Raw genomic sequence first — 16,459 nt, forward strand, 5'->3', positions numbered from 1 at the left:
GGGGGCCTATTCAGACGAATACAACACTGCGGCTACCAGACTATTCCTCCGGGGACGCCACCGCACACCTCAGCGTGAGAGCGCCGTGCGAAGGGTGTCCAGGCCCACACCGCCGATGTCGAGCGCCTTCTTGTGGAACGCCTTGAGGTCGGCATCCGCGCCGTTCGCCTCACGATAGTCATCGCGCAGCTGCTCCCAGATGCGCTGCCCGACTTTGTACGATGGCGCCTGGCCCGGCCAGCCGAGATAGCGGTTGACCTCGAACTGCACGAACTCGTCGGACATGTTGACGTTGCGGCGCATGAACTCCAGCGCGAACGGGGCGTCCCACGCGCCCTCGCCGTCGGGGCGCTGCTTCTCGAGGTGCACGCCGATGTCGAGCACGACGCGCGCGGCGCGCATGCGCTGACCGTCGAGCATCCCGAGCCGATCGGCGGGGTCATCGAGGTACCCCAGCTGCTCCATGAGGCGTTCGGCGTAGAGCGCCCACCCCTCGGCGTGGCCCGACGGGCCGGCCAGCAGGCGACGCCACGAGTTCAGCTGCGCCCGGTTGTAGACCGCCTGCGCGATCTGGAGGTGATGACCCGGGACACCCTCGTGGTACACGGTGGTGAGTTCGCGCCAGGTGTCGAACTCCGTGACACCCTCCGGCACCGACCACCACATGCGCCCGGGACGGGAGAAGTCGTCGGTGGGACCGGTGTAGTAGATGCCGCCCTCGTTCGTCGGGGCGATCATGCATTCCAGGCGGCGGATCGGCTCGGCGATGTCGAAGTGGGTCTTGCCGAGTTCCGCGACGGCGCGGTCGCTGGTCTCCTGCATCCACTTCTGCAGCGCCTCGGTGCCGTGGAGCTTCCGCGACGGATCCTCCTCCAAGAACGCCACCGCTTCTTCCACCGACGCGCCCGGCTTGATCTCGTCGGCGATCTGCTCCTGCTCGGCGACCATGCGGGCGAGCTCTTCCACGCCCCATTCGTAGGTCTCATCGAGGTCGATCGTGGCACCGAGGAATCGGCGCGACATCAGCGCGTAGACCTCTCGACCGACAGCGTCCTTCTCGGTCGCCGCCGGGGCGAGCTCACCGGTGAGGAAGGACGCCAGCTCGTCGTAGGCGACCCGGGCGGCACCGGCGCGGTCGGACAATTCACGGGCCAGGGACGCCGGGAGCTGGCCCTCGGCCGGAGCGGCGTTGCCGACGAATGTCGTGAAGAAGCCCCCGTCGGCGGTGTAGCGGGCGATCTGGGTCGCGACTTCGACCACCTGACGGCGGGCGGGAACCACCCCCTGCGCGATCCCCTCACGGAGGGTGGAGATGTATCCGTGCACCGCATCGGGCAGGGCCGACATCCGCGTGCTGATGACCGACCAGTCCTCGGCGCTGTCTGTCGGCATGAGGTCGAACACGGCTCGGATGTCCTGCGCGGGAGAGGCGATGACGTTGAGGTCGCGGAGGTGCCACCGCGCCTCGTCGAGCTCGATCTGGAGGTCGAGCTCGCGGGTGAGATCCTCCTTGGTCACGGCGTCGATGTCGTCGGCGGGGGTCGCGCTCGCCAGAGCCGCGCGCACCTTCTTCGCCTCCTCGATCACGCGGGCCTGACCCTCAAGCGAGTAGTCGCCGTAGCGATGGTTGTGCTCGGATCGACCGATGTACGTCGCCAGCGACGGATCGAGTTCGGCCAGAGTGTCGACCCACGCCTCGGCGATCGTGTCGATCGGCGTGGGGGTGCGGGATGCGTCTGTCATACCCCTGAGCCTATGCACGCCGCTCGGCCGAGCGCCAACGCCGCGGCGGTGCGTCTGACCGCGGTCGGGGTCGGTCAGTGGCCCGCGGCGTTCCAGTCGGCGCCGCGACCGATCTGCACGTCGAGCGGAACGGTCAGCTCCGCCGCATCCGCCATCCGCTCCCGAACGATCCGCTCCGCCGCATCCCACTCCCCCGGGGCCACCTCGACGACGAGTTCGTCGTGGATCTGCAGGAGCACACGCGAACCGAGTCCCTGCGAGGTCAGATCGTCGTGGATGCGGAACAGGGCCACCTTCATGATGTCGGCGGCGCTGCCCTGGATCGGCGCGTTCAGAGCCGCCCGCTCGGCGTTCTCGCGCAGCACCCGGTTGGGGCTGTTGAGGTCGGGGAAGGGCCGCCGGCGACCGAAGATCGTCTCGGTGTAGCCATCGATGCGGGCCTTCTCGACGGAGGTGCGCAGATAGTCGCGCACCGCGCCGAACCGTGCGAAGTACTCGAGCATCAGTTCTCGCGCTTCGGACTGCTCGATCCGCAGCTGCTTGGAGAGCCCGAACGCCGAGAGCCCGTACACCAGACCGTACGACATCGCCTTAACCTTCGTCCGCATCGCCGGGGTGACGTCTTCGGGGGCCACACCGAAGACGCGTGCGCCCACGAACCGGTGGGTGTCCTCACCCGAGTTGAATGCCTCGATGAGGCCGGGGTCCTCGGACAGATGCGCCATGATGCGCATCTCGATCTGAGAGTAGTCGGCGGTCAGCAGCGCCTCGTAGCCTTCGCCCACCTCGAACGCCGAGCGGATGCGGCGGCTCTCCTCCGTGCGGATCGGGATGTTCTGGAGGTTGGGGTCGGTGCTCGAGAGCCGGCCGGTCTGCGATCCCGTCTGGAGGTAGGTGGTGCGGATCCGGCCGTCGTCGCCGATCGCCACGTCGAGCGATTCGATGATCTGGCGGAGTTTCGTCGCCTCTCGATGCTGGAGCAGCAGGCTCAGGAACGGATGCGGGTGGGATTCCTGCAGATCGGCGAGCACCGCGGCATCCGTGGAGTATCCGGTCTTGGTCTTCCGGGTCTTCGGCAGTTGGAGCTCGTCGAAGAGCACCTGCTGGAGCTGCTTGGGCGACCCGAGGTTCACCTCTCGTCCGATGGCCGCGTAGGCCTCCTGGGCGATCCGGTCGGCCCGGTCGCCCAGCTCACCCGAGAACTCCGACAGCTTCGCGTGCGAGACCGCCACGCCGGCGAGCTCCATGTCGGCGAGGGTCTGCAGGGTGGGCAGCTCGATATCGGTCAGGACGGAGAGGACGGATGCCGCGAGTTGCGACCGCTGCGCCTCGGCGACGCGCAGCGTGAACCATGACAGCTGTCCCGGGGTCGCACCCTCGGTCTCGGGGACGAGCTGGGCGGGGTCGGCCTCGGGGAGCTTCTCGCCGAGGAAGCGATCGGTGAGGTCGGCGAGGGACTTGTCGGGGAAGCTGGGTCGCAGCAGCCAGCCCGCCAGGATCGTGTCGAAGACGAGTCCCCCGAGACGGATGCCCTCGCGACGCAGCGCCTTGACCTGCGACTTGGCGTCGGTGAGCACCTTCGGTGACTCCGAGAGCAGCCACGGCGTGAGGGCGGCGGCGATCTCTTCGGACCAGGTCGCTTCGACCGCGGCATCGGCGGTGGCGAGCCCGATGCGGTGCGGTCGCCCGTTTTCGGCGACGAGGGTCAGGGCGACGTCGCCCGACGCCTCGTCGACCCAGGCCGCCAGGGCCGACGAATCCGGCTCGGAGGGCGTGGGTGCCGTGGCTGTGGGGACGGCGGCCTGCGCCGACATGGCCTGATCGACGCCCGCGGCCTCGAAGACGCGCGGCAGAAGCGTGCGGAACTCCAGCTGCGCGAAGATCTCTCGGACGGCCTGGGCATCGATCGGCTGCACCGCGAGGTCGGCGGGACCCACGGGGAGATCGACGTCGGTGAGGAGCGCGTTCAACTGTCGATTGCGACGCACGTCGTCGAGGTGCGCGCGGAGATTGTTCCCCACCACGCCGGTCACCTTGTCGGCCTGTGCGAGGAGGTCATCGAGCGAGCCGAACTGGTTGAGCCACTTCACCGCCGTCTTCTCGCCTACCTTCGGCACTCCGGGAAGGTTGTCGCTGGTCTCGCCGACGAGGGCCGCGACGTCGGGGTACATCGCCGGTTCGACGCCGTAACGCTCGCGCACCGCCTCGGTGTCGTAGCGCTTGAGCTGCGACACGCCCTGCACGTTGGGGTACAGCAGCGTGATGTCGTCGGTGACCAGCTGAATCGTGTCCCGGTCTCCCGAGCAGACGAGGACGTGGAAGCCCTCGGCCGCTCCCCGCGTGGCGAGCGTGGCGAGGATGTCATCGGCTTCGATGTCCTCCTGCTCGAGCACGGGGATGCTCATCGCCGCCAGGCACTCCTTGAGCAGCGGGATCTGGCCCTGGAACTCCTTGGGAGTCTCGGAGCGGTTGGCCTTGTACTCGGCGTACTGGCGCGTCCGGAACGACTGGCGCGAGGTGTCGAAAGCGACGGCCAGATGCGTGGGCTTCTCGGCCTTGATGAGGTTGATGAGCATCGCCAGGAACCCGTAGATCCCGTTGGTGTGCTGCCCGTCCTTGGTCGAGAAGTTGTCGACCGGGAGGGCGTAGAACGCCCGATAGGCCAGGGAGTGGCCGTCCACGACGAGGAGGGTAGGCTTTGCGGAGTCCGTCACCCTGACAGCCTAGACGCGGGGTGAGACACCCCCCGAGCCAGGAACAGCCGATGACCGACACCGTCGACAGCGCCTCTGATCAGCTCGGCTGGGCCGAGGCCCGGGGCATCGGAGCACTCGCCGAGAAGATGGGCTTCGAGTGGCTGGAGTTCACCGCCGAGCGGTGCGTGGCACGGATGCCGGTCGCGGGCAACACACAGCCGGTGGGGCTCTTCCACGGTGGCGCGTACGTCGTGCTCGGCGAGTCGCTCGGCTCGATGCACGCCAACTTCCACGCCGGGCCCGGGCGGCTCGCGGTCGGCGTCGACATCAACGCCACGCACACCCGATCCGCGACCTCCGGCTTCGTCACGGGCGTCTGCACACCGCTGCACCTCGGGCGAAGCGTCGCCGTGCACGAGATCGTCGTGACCGACGATGAAGGACGGCGTTGCTCGACGGTGCGGATCACCAACCACATCAAGGACGTGGCCACCCGCGGCTGAACGCTCTGTCAGGCGGGTTTGCGCGCGATGATCGTGAAGGTCGCGGGAATGCGATCGCGGACACCCTCGGGCCACATCCATCCGTGGTCCACGGGGACCATTCGCCCGCTGAACCGCCAGGGGAGCACCCGTCCCTCATCGAGCTTCTCGATACGAAGCCCAGCGGAGATGAGGGCGTTGATCGTCTCGGAGAGCGGATGCGGCCACTCGTACGTTCGCGAGTGTGCGACCTTGCCGTCACCGGCGTAGGTGGAATCGTCGTCCCACATCTGCGCCGTGCCGTCTGCGAAGTAGCGGTGCCGCACAAGATCGTCGTCGGCATCCTCGTCGATCGTGTAGAGCATCGGATGCCCGTCGCGGATGTAGAACAGTCCCCCTGGACGCAGCAGGGCCGCGATCTGCATGGCCCAGCGATCGAGGTCGCGAAGCCAGCCGATCGTTCCCACGCTGGTGTAGACGATGTCGAAATCGCCGCTCACGTGCGCTCGGGCTTCGAGCACGTCGCCGAGGACCCAGGTCACATCGACACCGGCGCGTTCCGCCAGCCGCGCCGCGACCTCGAGGGCACGGTCGCTGAAATCCACCGCCGTCACCCGCGCACCGACTCGGGCGAGTGAGACGGTGTCCGTACCGATATGGCACTGCAGGTGACAGAGGTCCTTACCGTCCAGCGTGCTCACGTAGGGCAGCAGCACCGTCAGATCATCGGTGACCACGTCCGACAGGTGGCGCGGATCGTCGAAGGCCTCGAGGCCGTAAGCCTCCTCATGAAGAGCGGCCCGGTCCTGCCAGTTCGCGAGGTTGATCGCTCGCGCATCCTCCCAGGCGATCTGCACTCGGTCTGCGTGTGAGACGGGGCTTTCCGCGGGAGGGTGATCGCTCACTTCTTCGGGGCGAGCTGTTCGATGATCGCCTTCGCGACATCCTGCATCGTGAGGCGGCGATCCATCGACGCCTTCTGGATCCAGCGGAACGCTTCGGGCTCGGTGAGGCCCATCTTCTCGTTCAGCAGCCCCTTCGCGCGGTCGACGAGCTTGCGCGTCTCGAAACGCTCCACCATGTCGGCGACCTCGGCCTCGAGTGTGATGATCTGCTCGTGGCGAGCCAGCGCGATCTCGATGGCGGGGAGCAGATCGTTCGGGGTGAAGGGCTTGACGACGTAGGCGAGCGCTCCGGCCTCGCTCGCGCGCTCGACGAGCTCTTTCTGGCTGAAGGCGGTCAGGAGCACCACGGGGGCGATGTGATTCTTGCTGAGTTTCTCGGCGGCGCTGATGCCGTCCAGCTGCGGCATCTTGACGTCCATGATCACGAGGTCGGGGCGCAGCTCGGTGGCCAGCTGGACGGCGGTCTCACCATCGCCGGCCTCTCCGACGACGTCGAAGCCGTTGTCGCGGAGGATCTCGACGATGTCGAGGCGGATGAGCGACTCATCCTCGGCGACGACGACCCGGCGGGGGGCGGATGCGGCGGCCTGCTCTTGCCCGGTCTGGTCTTGCCCGGCCTGCTCTGACTCAGTCACCCCGCAATCCTACGGCTTCCCGCGGGCGGCCCCGCAATCGGGGCCGCGCGCTGCGATAAGGTCGAGGGCGGACGCGGCGGCTCGCCGCGAGCCGGTGTGGCGGAATGGCAGACGCGACCGACTCAAACTCGGTTGCCCGAAAGGGCGTGTGGGTTCGACTCCCACCACCGGCACTGTATTCGGCGCGCCACCGGCTCACGCGCCGTAGAACTGGTGGCCGAGGGCCTTGCTCTTCAGCGCTTCGAACTCGCCCGGGGTGATGGCCCCCGCATCGCGCAGCTCCGCGGCCTTTGCGATGTCGTCCGCGGGGCTGACTGACGGCGCTGGCCGATAGTCGTCGTCCTCGGACACCGATCGAGGTGCCGCCGCCTGGGATCGCTCCGCCATCCCCCGGCCCCTGGCGACGATGTAGACCAAAGCGGTCAGAAGCGGCACGAAGACCAGCGCGACGATCCACAGCGCCTTGAACCAGCCGTTCAGCCGATGGTCGCGGAATAGATCGGTGATGATGACGATGACGACGTAGAGGTAGGCGACGAGATAGAACGCCCACAGCATGAGCCAGATGAGATCGGTGATGTAGGGCATCGTCGCTCCTCGCCTCGAGGTGTGGTCTCAGCGTAGCGATGACGATGTCCCGTCGGGAGAGGCGTCGCCGGAGTGGTCCGTCATCGATTGTCAATCCCCCGAAGATGCCGCACGGCGAGTGCCACGATGATCCGGCCCCGGGGGAAGGACAGGATGTCGAGGATGTCGATCGCTCGCGCTGCGCGCGAGCTCTACGGTTGGGAAGAACTTCGAGATGGGCAGGAGGAGGCCGTCAGCGCACTTCTGGGCGGCCGCGACGTGGTGGCAGTGCTGCCCACGGGTGCAGGCAAGTCCGCCGTCTATCAGCTCGCGGGAGCACTCCGGGAGGGCATGACGATCGTCGTCTCTCCCCTGATCGCCCTGCAGGCCGATCAACTCGCCGGTCTCGCCGAGACTCCTCACGCTCCGCGCGGCGCGATGCTCAACTCCACGATCGGAGATCGCGCAACCGAGAAGCTGTGGCAGGAGATCGCGGCCGACGAGGTGGAGTTCCTCTTCCTGGCTCCCGAACAGCTCGCGAAGGATGACGTGCTCGATCGACTGTCGGAGGTGGCGATCGGTCTGTTCGTCGTCGACGAGGCGCACTGCGTCGCGAGCTGGGGACATGATTTCCGCCCCGATTACCTCGGGCTCGGCGACGTTCGCGAACGTCTGGGCCACCCGCCCGTCGTGGCGCTGACGGCCACCGCTGCCGCACCCGTGCGCGAGGAGATCGTCGAACGCCTCCGCATGGACGATCCGCTCCTTGTCGTGCGGGGGGTCGACAGACCGAACATCGACCTCGATGTGCGAAGGTTCTCCGAGGAAGCCGAGAAGGAGCGTCAGCTGCGGGAGTTCGTTCCGACGCTTCCCCGCCCCGGCCTCGTCTACACCTCGACCCGTCGGGACGCCGAGAGACTCACGCAGAGTCTTCGCGAGCGTGGGGTTCGTGCCGAGACCTATCACGCCGGCCTCTCCGCGAAGGAGCGGCGGCGGACGCACGAGCAGTTCCTCGACGACGAGGTCGACGTCGTGGTCGCCACGAACGCGTTCGGCATGGGCATCGACAAACCCGACGTGCGCTTCGTCGTCCACGCCGCTGTGCCCGAATCGCTGGATGCCTACACCCAGGAGACCGGACGCGCAGGCAGAGACGGCGAACCGGCGCAGGCGGTGCTCTTCTACCGATCCGAGGATCTCGGGATCCGGAAGTACTTCACCACCCGTACCGTCGACATCGAGGCCGTCAGCCGGGTGTACCGCGCCCTCGTGAAGGCCGGCACACCGCTGCGGGTGCGCGCACTCGCCGAGAAGGTCGGGCTCCCGACGCGTCGCGTCACCGGCCTGGTCAACCTCCTCGTCGAGGCAGGAGTGGTCGCGGTGGATCAGAAGGGCGCGACGATCATCGCGGTCCGTCGACCGAAGGAGGCCGCTGCCCTCGTGCGGGAAGCCGCCGAGCGGCGGGAGCGCATCGAACGGTCGCGCCTGGACGTCATGCGTCGGTACGCCGAAACGAGGGACTGCCGTCGACGGGTCCTGCTGAGTTACTTCGGAGACGACAGACCCGAGTCCTGCGGCAACTGCGACACGTGCCGTGGCGGCACCGCCGAGGAGGCCGGCCCGGACGCCGCCGACGCGCCGTTTCCCGCGGGCGCCGAGGTCGACCACGTCGAGTGGGGACGCGGGAGCGTCGTGGATGTCGAGGACGACCGTCTGACCGTCTTCTTCGGCGAGCAGGGGTACAAGGTCCTCCAGCTGGCCGTGGTGGAAGAACGAAGCCTCCTCACGCGTGTTGCGTGAGGAGGCTCGCTGGGAGACTGAAGCTCAGTCCCTCGTCTGATAGATCGGGGCCGCGCCATGCACGGCGTCGCCGACCTTGTGGATGCGGATGTCGTTGGTCGACCCCACAATCCCGGGGGGCGACCCGGAGATCACGACGACCTTGTCGCCGACCTTCGCCAGGTCGTTCGCGAGCAGGTAATCGTCCACCTGGATGAACATGCGGTCGGTGTGCGGAACGTGCTCGACGAGTGTCGAGCGGATCCCCCACGTGATCGCCATGCGACGACGGATCGCCGGTTCGGGCGTGAATCCGATCATGGGGATCTTCGGACGCAGGCGCGACATGCGACGAGCGGTGTCACCGGACTCGGTGAAGATGCAGAGGTACTTCGCCTCGACGAAGTCCGCGACCTCCATCGCGGCGAGCGTGATCGCACCGCCCTGGGTCCGCGGCTTGGTGGTCAGCGGCGCGATGCGCTCGAGCCCGTGGTCCTCGGTCGACTCGACGATGCGCGCCATCGTCTCGACGACCTTCACCGGGTAGTCCCCGACGCTGGTCTCACCCGAGAGCATGACAGCGTCAGCGCCGTCGAGGACGGCGTTGGCGACGTCGCTGGTCTCGGCGCGCGTCGGCACCGGGTTGTTGATCATCGATTCGAGCATCTGGGTGGCGACGATGACGGGCTTGGCCATCCGGCGGCAGAGTTCGACAGCGCGCTTCTGCACGATCGGCACCGCCTCCAGCGGAAGCTCCACGCCGAGGTCTCCGCGGGCGACCATGATGCCGTCGAAGGCGTCGATGATCTCCTCGAGGTTGTCCACCGCCTGCGGCTTCTCGATCTTGGCGATCACGGGGACGCGGCGCCCCTCCTCGGCCATGATGACGTGCACGCGCTGGATGTCCTTGGCGTTGCGCACGAAGGAGAGGGCGATGAAGTCCGCGCCGATCCGCAGGCCCCAGCGGAGGTCGGCTTCGTCCTTCTCCGACAGCGCGGGGACGTTCACGGCCACGCCCGGCAGGTTGATGCCCTTGTTGTTCGACACCGCGCCGGCGACGACGACACGCGTCGTCACGACGGGTCCCTCGACGTCGACGACCTCGACGCGGACCTTGCCGTCGTCGATCAGGAGAAAGTCGCCCGGCTTGACGTCGCCGGGGAGTCCCTTGAAGGTCGTCGAGACGAGCTCCTTGGTGCCTGCGACATCCTCCGTGGTGATCTTGAAGATGTCACCCACGGCGAGCTCGTGAGGACCGTCGGCGAAGCGACCGAGGCGGATCTTCGGACCCTGGAGGTCGACGAGGACCCCGACCGGGCGACCGGCGTCGTCGGCGGCCTTGCGGACATTGGCGAAGTTGGCCTCGTGCACGGTGTAGTCACCGTGACTGAGGTTCAGCCGTGCGATGTCCACCCCGGCGTCGATGATCGCGCGGACCATGTCATAGGAGGAAGTAGCAGGACCCAAAGTGGCGACGATCTTGGCGCGTCTCATCCGTGTGTGAACTCCGAGTGATGGGGGAAGTGGCGAAGGGCCGGGGCAAGCCTACGCGGGCTGCAGCCCGATGGCGACATCGTTCGGGTGAACGGGCGCCGGCAGGTCGGTGCTGCCCATGAGGTATTCGTCGACAGCCGCAGCCGCCGCGCGCCCCTCGGCGATCGCCCAGACGATGAGCGATTGGCCGCGCCCGGCGTCGCCGGCGACGAACACCCCGGGAGCGGATGTCTGGTAGACGGCGTCGCGCTCGACGCTCCCTCGCGACCCGAACTGCGTACCGAGCTGATCGGCCAGGTGCGTGCGCTCGGGGCCGGTGAAGCCCATGGCGATCAGCACGAGATCGGCGGGGATCTCGCGCTCCGTGCCCGACTTCGGCACGCGTCGCCCATCGCGGTACTCGGTCTCAGCCACGCGCAGCGCGCGGACCTCGCCGACGGCGTTCGCGAGGAACTCGACGGTCGACGCGAGGTACTGACGCTCCCCACCCTCTTCGTGCGCAGAGGCGATCTCGAACAGATTCGGCATCGTCGGCCAGGGCTGATCCTCGGGGCGCTCCTCAGGCGGCTGCTTGCCGATCGCGAGGTTGGTCACGCTCAGGGCTCCCTGCCGGTGGGCGGTGCCGATGCAGTCGGCTCCGGTGTCGCCGCCACCGATGACCACGACGTGCTTTCCCTCCGCGGTGATCTGGTTGGGCACCGCGTCGCCGGCCACGGCCTTGTTCGACTCGACGAGATACTCCATCGCGAAGTGGACGCCGGCGTGGTCGCGACCGGGGATCGCGAGGTCACGCGGCACGGTCGCCCCGGTGGCGATGACGACAGCGTCGTACCGCGCGCGCAGGTCGCTCCACGAGATGTCCACGCCGATCTCCACGCCCGCGCGGAACCTGGTGCCCTCGTCGCGCATCTGACGAAGACGCGCCTCAAGATGACGCTTCTCCATCTTGAAGTCGGGGATGCCGTAGCGAAGCAGCCCGCCGATGCGGTCGTCACGCTCATAGACGGCCACGGTGTGGCCTGCCCGGGTCAGCTGCTGTGCCGCGGCGAGGCCCGCCGGACCCGAACCGACGACGGCGACCGTCTTGCCGGTGAGGCGCGCGGGGGGCTCGGGCTCGACCCAGCCCTGTGAGAAGGCCTCGTCGATGATCGAGACCTCGACCTGCTTGATGGTCACCGGAGGCTGGTTGATGCCCAGCACACACGAGCTCTCGCACGGCGCGGGGCAGAGCCTACCGGTGAACTCGGGGAAGTTGTTCGTCGCGTGCAGGCGCTCGATCGCCGCGCGTCCCTCGCCCCGCCACACCAGGTCGTTCCACTCCGGTATGAGGTTCCCCAGGGGACATCCCTTGTGGCAGAACGGCACACCGCAGTCCATGCAACGACCGGCCTGGCGCCGGAGGACCGCCGAGTCCCCCGGCTCGTAGACCTCCTTCCAGTCCATGATCCGCACGGGGATAGGCCGCCGAGGCGGCAGCTCTCGCTCGGTCACCTTCAGAAAGCCTTTGGGGTCAGCCACCCGTCACCTCCAGGATGCGGCTCCATACGACGTCGCCATCGGGATCGAGTCCTTGATCCAGCGCCTCCTGCCGTGTCTGCAGGACGGCGGCGTAATCGCGCGGGACGACACGGACGAAGTTCTGCGCTTCGCGCTCGAAGTCGTCGAGCAGGCGCTCTGCCAGTTCGGATCCGGTCTCCTTGACATGCTGTTCGAGCAGATCGCGGAGCATCTCGACGTCACCGGCGCCGAGCTCGCCGAGCACGAGCTCGCCCGACGCGATCGCCTCCCGGTTGACGAGCTTCCGGTCGAGTCGGTAGACGTATGCCGTGCCCCCCGACATCCCGGCACCGAGATTGCGCCCGGTCTCTCCCAGGATGACGGCGAGGCCTCCGGTCATGTACTCCAGGGCGTGATCGCCGACACCCTCGACGACCGCGGTCGCCCCGGAGTTGCGGACGAGGAACCGCTCCCCCACGACGCCCCGGAGGAACATGGTGCCCTGGGTCGCGCCGTAGCCGATCACGTTTCCGGCGATGACGTTCTTCGACGCGTCGAAGGACGCACCGCGCGGCGGACGGACGACGATCTGACCGCCCGACAGACCCTTGCCGACGTAGTCGTTCGAGTCGCCCTCGAGCCGCAGTGTGATCCCCGCCGGCATGAATGCGCCGAAGGACTGCCCCGCCGATCCGGTCAGGTTCACGGTGATCGAGCCCGAGGGCAGACCGTTCTCTCCCCGGGCGCGGGTGACGTGATGCCCCAGAAGGGTGCCGACCGCGCGCTCGGTGTTGCGGATCGGCAGATCGATCGTCACCGAGCCGCCGCGTTCGATCACGTCGCGGGCCCGCTCGAGGAGGACCGTGTCGAAGTGCTCCTCCAGCTCGTGCAGCTGGGCGCGCCGGTGCCGCCGCGGCTCATCCTCGGCGAAGTTCGGACCGTGCAGCACGGGTGCGAGGTTGAGGCCGCTGGCCTTCCAGTGCTCGATGGCGCCGTTCACGTCGAGCATCTCGGCGTGGCCGATGGCCTCCTCGAGGGAGCGGAACCCCAGCTCCGCGAGGTACTCGCGCACTTCCTGGGCGACGAACTCCATGAAGTTCACCACGAACTCCGGCTTGCCGTTGAAGCGGGCACGCAGCGTCGGGTTCTGCGTCGCGACGCCGACCGGGCAGGTGTCGAGGTGGCACACGCGCATCATGATGCACCCCGAGACCACGAGCGGTGCGGTGGCGAAGCCGAACTCCTCCGCGCCCAGGAGCGCGCCGATGATCACGTCGCGTCCGGTCTTGAGCTGACCGTCGACCTGGACCACCACCCGGTCGCGCATGCCGTTGAGCATGAGCGTCTGCTGGGTCTCGGCCAGTCCCAGCTCCCACGGGGTGCCCGCATGCTTGAGCGAGTTGAGCGGGCTCGCACCCGTGCCGCCGTCATGTCCCGAGATGAGGATGACGTCGGCCAGCGCCTTGGCGGTGCCGGCCGCGACCGCGCCGATGCCCGACTGGCTCACGAGCTTCACGTGGATCCGGGCGCCGGGGTTGGCGCGCTTGAGGTCGAAGATGAGCTGCTTGAGGTCTTCGATCGAGTAGATGTCGTGGTGGGGCGGTGGGGAGATGAGCCCCACGCCCGCGGTCGCGTGGCGCGTTCGCGCCACCCACGGGTACACCTTCGCGGGAGGAAGCTGCCCGCCCTCGCCGGGCTTCGCGCCCTGCGCCAGCTTGATCTGGATGTCGTCGGCCTCGGTCAGGTAGAGGCTGGTGACCCCGAACCGACCGGATGCGACCTGCTTGATCGAGCTCCGACGCACCGGGTCGAGCAGCCGCTCGACGTCTTCGCCGCCCTCGCCGGTGTTCGACCGGCCTCCGATCCGATTCATCGCGATCGCGAGGGTCTCGTGAGCCTCCTGGGAGATGGAGCCGTAGCTCATCGCGCCCGTCTGGAAACGCTTCACGATCGCCGACACGGGCTCGACCTCGTCGATCGGCACCGGGGGACGCACTCCCGTCCGCAGCTGGAACAGACCACGCAGGGTCTTCAGCTCGGCCGCCTGATCGTCCACCAGCTTCGTGTACTCGCGGAAGATGTCGTAACGCCGCGTCCGTGTCGCGTGCTGCAGGCGGAACACGGTGTCGGGGTTGAACAGGTGCGGCGATCCGTCGCGCCGCCACTGGTACTCGCCCCCGGTCCACAGCCGCTCGTGCGCGCGCACCGCGGCGTCCTCGGGGTAGGCGTAGGCGTGTCGGGCGGCGTTCTCGGCGGCGATGACGTCGAGTCCGACGCCTCCGAGCTTGGTCTCGGTCCCCGTGAAGTAGGTGTCCACGAGCTCCTGCGACAGGCCGACGGCCTCGAAGACCTGTGCACCGGCGTAGGACGACACCGTGGAGATGCCCATCTTCGACATGATCTTCAGCACGCCCTTGCCGAGCGCGTAGATGAGGTTCTTCACCGCCTTCTCGGGGGTGACACCGGTGATGTACCCCGCGCGAACGAGGTATTCGACCGTCTCCATCGCCAGATACGGGTTCACCGCCGACGCGCCGTACCCGATGAGCGTGGCGATGTGGTGGACTTCGCGCACGTCACCGGCTTCGACCACGAGACCGACCTTCATGCGGGTCTCACGGCGGATGAGGTGGTGATGCACGGCGGCCAGCATGAGCAGCGACGGGATCGGCGCGAGGTCCTTGTTGGAGTCGCGGTCGCTCAGGACGATGAGCTCTGCGCCGTCCTCGATCGCCTGGTCGACCTCGGTGCACATCTGCTCGAGCCGCTTGCGCATGCCCTTATGGCCGGCCTCGACCCGGTAGAGGCCCCGGATCGTCACCGACGAACGATCCGGCAGCGCCGTGTCGATGTGCTGGATCTTCGCGAGCTCGTCGTTGTCGATGACCGGGAAGTCGAGCATCACGGTGCGGGCGTGGTCGGGTCCCCAGGACAGCAGGTTCCGCTCCGGACCCAGTCCCAGGGACAGGGAGGTGACGACCTCTTCGCGGATGGAGTCCAGCGGCGGGTTGGTGACCTGCGCGAACTGCTGGACGAAGTAGTCGAAGAGCAGGCGCGGCCGGTCGCTGAGGACGGCGACCGGCGTGTCGCTGCCCATCGCGCCGAGCGGCTCGGCACCGTTCTGCCCCATCGGGGTCAGGAGGATCCGCACCTCCTCCTCGGTGTATCCGAAGGTGCGCTGACGCCGGGTGATCGAGGCGATCGGGTGGACGATGTGCTCGCGCTCGGGCAGGTCCGCCAGGCGCACGCGCCCGGCATCCAGCCACTCCTGCCAGGGATGCAGCGACGCGAGGTCGCGCTTGATCTCATCGTCCTCGACGATGCGGCCGGCGGCGGTGTCGACCAAGAACATCCGGCCGGGGCGCAACCGGCCGCGACGCTTGATCCGCTCCGGAGCGATGTCGAGCACCCCGGTCTCACTGCCGATCACGACGAGGCCGTCGGTCGTCTCCGTCCACCGACCGGGGCGAAGGCCGTTGCGATCGAGCGTCGCGCCGACGAGCGTCCCGTCGGTGAAGATCAGCGCCGCGGGGCCGTCCCAGGGCTCCATCTGATTCGCGTGGTAGTCGTAGAACGCCCGCAGGTCAGGAGCAATGTCGGCCTGTTTCTCATAGGCCTCGGGCACCATCATCATCACGGCGTGCGGAAGGCTCCGACCGGTCAGCGTCAGAAGCTCGAGAACCTCGTCGAAGGAGGCGGAGTCGCTGGAGCCGACGGTGCAGATCGGCAGCAGGGGACGGATGTCGCCGAGGAGCTCCGACTCCAGCTGCGACTGCCGCGCCCGCATCCAGTTGCGGTTGCCGTTGACGGTGTTGATCTCGCCGTTGTGCGCGAGCATGCGGAGCGGCTGTGCAAGGGGCCACGAGGGGAAGGTGTTGGTGGAGTACCGGGAATGCACCACGGCGAGCTCGGAGGCGAAGCGCTCGTCCTGGAGGTCGGGATAGAAGGGCTCGAGCTGGAGCGTCGTGACCATGCCCTTGTAGCCGATGGTGCGGGCGGACAGCGAGACGAAATAGGCGTCGAGCTCGTGCCGGGCCCGCTTGCGCAGCCGGTAGGTGCGCCGGTCGAGATCGATGCCCGACAGTGCCGGTGCACCGCCCTCGCCGGGACGGGCGACGAAGATCTGCTCGAAGGCCGGCCGCGCCTCGAAGGCGAGCTTGCCGAGGTGCTCCTCCGCGACCGGTACCTCGCGCCAGCCGAGCACGACGAGGTTCTCGCCCGCGGCGATGCGCTCGATCCCGGCCTTCTGCGCGGCCCGGGCTTCGTCGTCGCGCGGGAGGAAGACCATGCCGGCCGCGTACTCCCCCATCGGGGGGAGGTCGAAGCCGACGACGGCGCGGAAGAAGGCGTCGGGCATCTGCGTCAGGATGCCCGCTCCGTCGCCGGTGCCCGCATCCGAACCGATCGCGCCGCGATGTTCGAGATTCCGCAGCGCGGTCAGGGCCAGGTCGATGATGTCGTGGCCCGGTTCGCCTCTCAGCGTCGCGACCATCGCCAACCCGCAGGCATCCTTTTCAAATGCCGGGTTGTACATGCCCTGGCGGGCGGGGAAGCCACCGCCCACGACCGACGTGGAGGTGCTGCCGGAACTCACGGCCATGCGTACCGTCCTCACATTGATGCTCAAGATGGGACGACGTCGGCCCGAATCAGCTGATGAA

The 16,459-nt window shown here is 68.0% G+C and carries 10 protein-coding genes and 1 tRNA gene; 3 read left to right on the plus strand and 8 right to left on the minus strand.

All coding sequences use genetic code 11. The features are described 5' to 3' along the window. Positions 1 to 69 precede the first annotated feature (69 nt). Together HDC37_RS04330 and polA are read right to left on the minus strand one after the other, a co-directional pair. The gene (locus HDC37_RS04330; protein ID WP_179559197.1) at positions 70 to 1,743 is read right to left on the minus strand and encodes a DUF885 domain-containing protein; all 1,674 of its coding nucleotides are present in this window, start codon (positions 1,741 to 1,743) and stop codon (positions 70 to 72) included. A gap of 74 nt (positions 1,744 to 1,817) precedes the next feature. After that, positions 1,818 to 4,457: a DNA polymerase I gene (polA, locus tag HDC37_RS04335; protein ID WP_179559198.1), complete on the minus strand. Its 2,640-nt coding sequence runs from the start codon at positions 4,455 to 4,457 to the stop codon at positions 1,818 to 1,820. 50 nt (positions 4,458 to 4,507) lie between these two features. Between polA and HDC37_RS04340 the strand changes: the two genes are divergently transcribed. After that, positions 4,508 to 4,942, plus strand: a complete 435-nt coding sequence (locus HDC37_RS04340; RefSeq protein ID WP_179559199.1) for a hotdog fold thioesterase — start codon at positions 4,508 to 4,510, stop codon at positions 4,940 to 4,942. Positions 4,943 to 4,950: 8 nt separating this feature from the next. Here the strand turns inward: HDC37_RS04340 and HDC37_RS04345 are convergent, their stop codons facing one another. Together HDC37_RS04345 and HDC37_RS04350 are read right to left on the minus strand one after the other, a co-directional pair. Next, complete coding sequence (locus HDC37_RS04345; protein WP_308472085.1) at positions 4,951 to 5,778, minus strand: class I SAM-dependent methyltransferase; 828 nt, start codon at positions 5,776 to 5,778, stop codon at positions 4,951 to 4,953. Positions 5,779 to 5,822: 44 nt separating this feature from the next. Continuing rightward, entirely contained in the window at positions 5,823 to 6,461 is a 639-nt protein-coding gene (locus HDC37_RS04350; RefSeq protein WP_179559201.1) for an ANTAR domain-containing response regulator, read from the minus strand. A 90-nt stretch (positions 6,462 to 6,551) separates the two neighbouring features. Between HDC37_RS04350 and HDC37_RS04355 the strand changes: the two genes are divergently transcribed. Continuing rightward, positions 6,552 to 6,634 (plus strand) — tRNA-Leu (locus HDC37_RS04355). 22 nt (positions 6,635 to 6,656) lie between these two features. On the opposite strand, the gene HDC37_RS04360 is transcribed toward HDC37_RS04355, so the two are convergent. Then, positions 6,657 to 7,049 (minus strand): SHOCT domain-containing protein, encoded by a 393-nt coding sequence (locus HDC37_RS04360; RefSeq protein ID WP_179559202.1) that lies wholly within the window; start codon positions 7,047 to 7,049, stop codon positions 6,657 to 6,659. Positions 7,050 to 7,211: 162 nt separating this feature from the next. On the opposite strand from HDC37_RS04360, the gene HDC37_RS04365 reads away from it, so the two are divergent. Further along, positions 7,212 to 8,828, plus strand: a complete 1,617-nt coding sequence (locus HDC37_RS04365) for a RecQ family ATP-dependent DNA helicase (RefSeq protein ID WP_257021315.1) — start codon at positions 7,212 to 7,214, stop codon at positions 8,826 to 8,828. 24 nt (positions 8,829 to 8,852) lie between these two features. Here HDC37_RS04365 and pyk read toward each other — a convergent pair whose 3' ends face one another. The 3 genes from pyk to gltB are packed head-to-tail and all read right to left on the minus strand — an operon-like array spanning position 8,853 to position 16,398. Then, positions 8,853 to 10,301, minus strand: a complete 1,449-nt coding sequence (pyk, locus tag HDC37_RS04370) for a pyruvate kinase (RefSeq protein ID WP_179559204.1) — start codon at positions 10,299 to 10,301, stop codon at positions 8,853 to 8,855. Between the two features lie 51 nt (positions 10,302 to 10,352). Then, a complete protein-coding gene (locus HDC37_RS04375) occupies positions 10,353 to 11,819 on the minus strand; it encodes a glutamate synthase subunit beta (RefSeq protein ID WP_179559205.1) in 1,467 nt (488 codons plus the stop codon). Then, positions 11,812 to 16,398 (minus strand): glutamate synthase large subunit, encoded by a 4,587-nt coding sequence (gltB, locus tag HDC37_RS04380; protein ID WP_374939132.1) that lies wholly within the window; start codon positions 16,396 to 16,398, stop codon positions 11,812 to 11,814. Before gltB ends, HDC37_RS04375 begins: the two co-directional genes overlap by 8 nt. Positions 16,399 to 16,459: the final 61 nt, after the last annotated feature.

The organism is Microbacterium sp. AK009 (assembly GCF_013410955.1).
Classification (GTDB): domain Bacteria; phylum Actinomycetota; class Actinomycetes; order Actinomycetales; family Microbacteriaceae; genus Microbacterium.

Excerpts from the sequence above, each read along its gene's own strand:
- HDC37_RS04340 (WP_179559199.1), top strand. The coding sequence starts at position 4,508 with ATGACCGACACCGTCGACAGCGCCTCTGATCAGCTCGGCTGGGCCGAG.
- HDC37_RS04360 (WP_179559202.1), bottom strand. The coding sequence starts at position 7,049 with ATGCCCTACATCACCGATCTCATCTGGCTCATGCTGTGGGCGTTCTAT.
- pyk (WP_179559204.1), bottom strand. The coding sequence starts at position 10,301 with ATGAGACGCGCCAAGATCGTCGCCACTTTGGGTCCTGCTACTTCCTCC.
- gltB (WP_374939132.1), bottom strand. The coding sequence starts at position 16,398 with ATGGCCGTGAGTTCCGGCAGCACCTCCACGTCGGTCGTGGGCGGTGGC.
- HDC37_RS04365 (WP_257021315.1), top strand. The coding sequence starts at position 7,212 with ATGTCGATCGCTCGCGCTGCGCGCGAGCTCTACGGTTGGGAAGAACTT.
- HDC37_RS04330 (WP_179559197.1), bottom strand. The coding sequence starts at position 1,743 with ATGACAGACGCATCCCGCACCCCCACGCCGATCGACACGATCGCCGAG.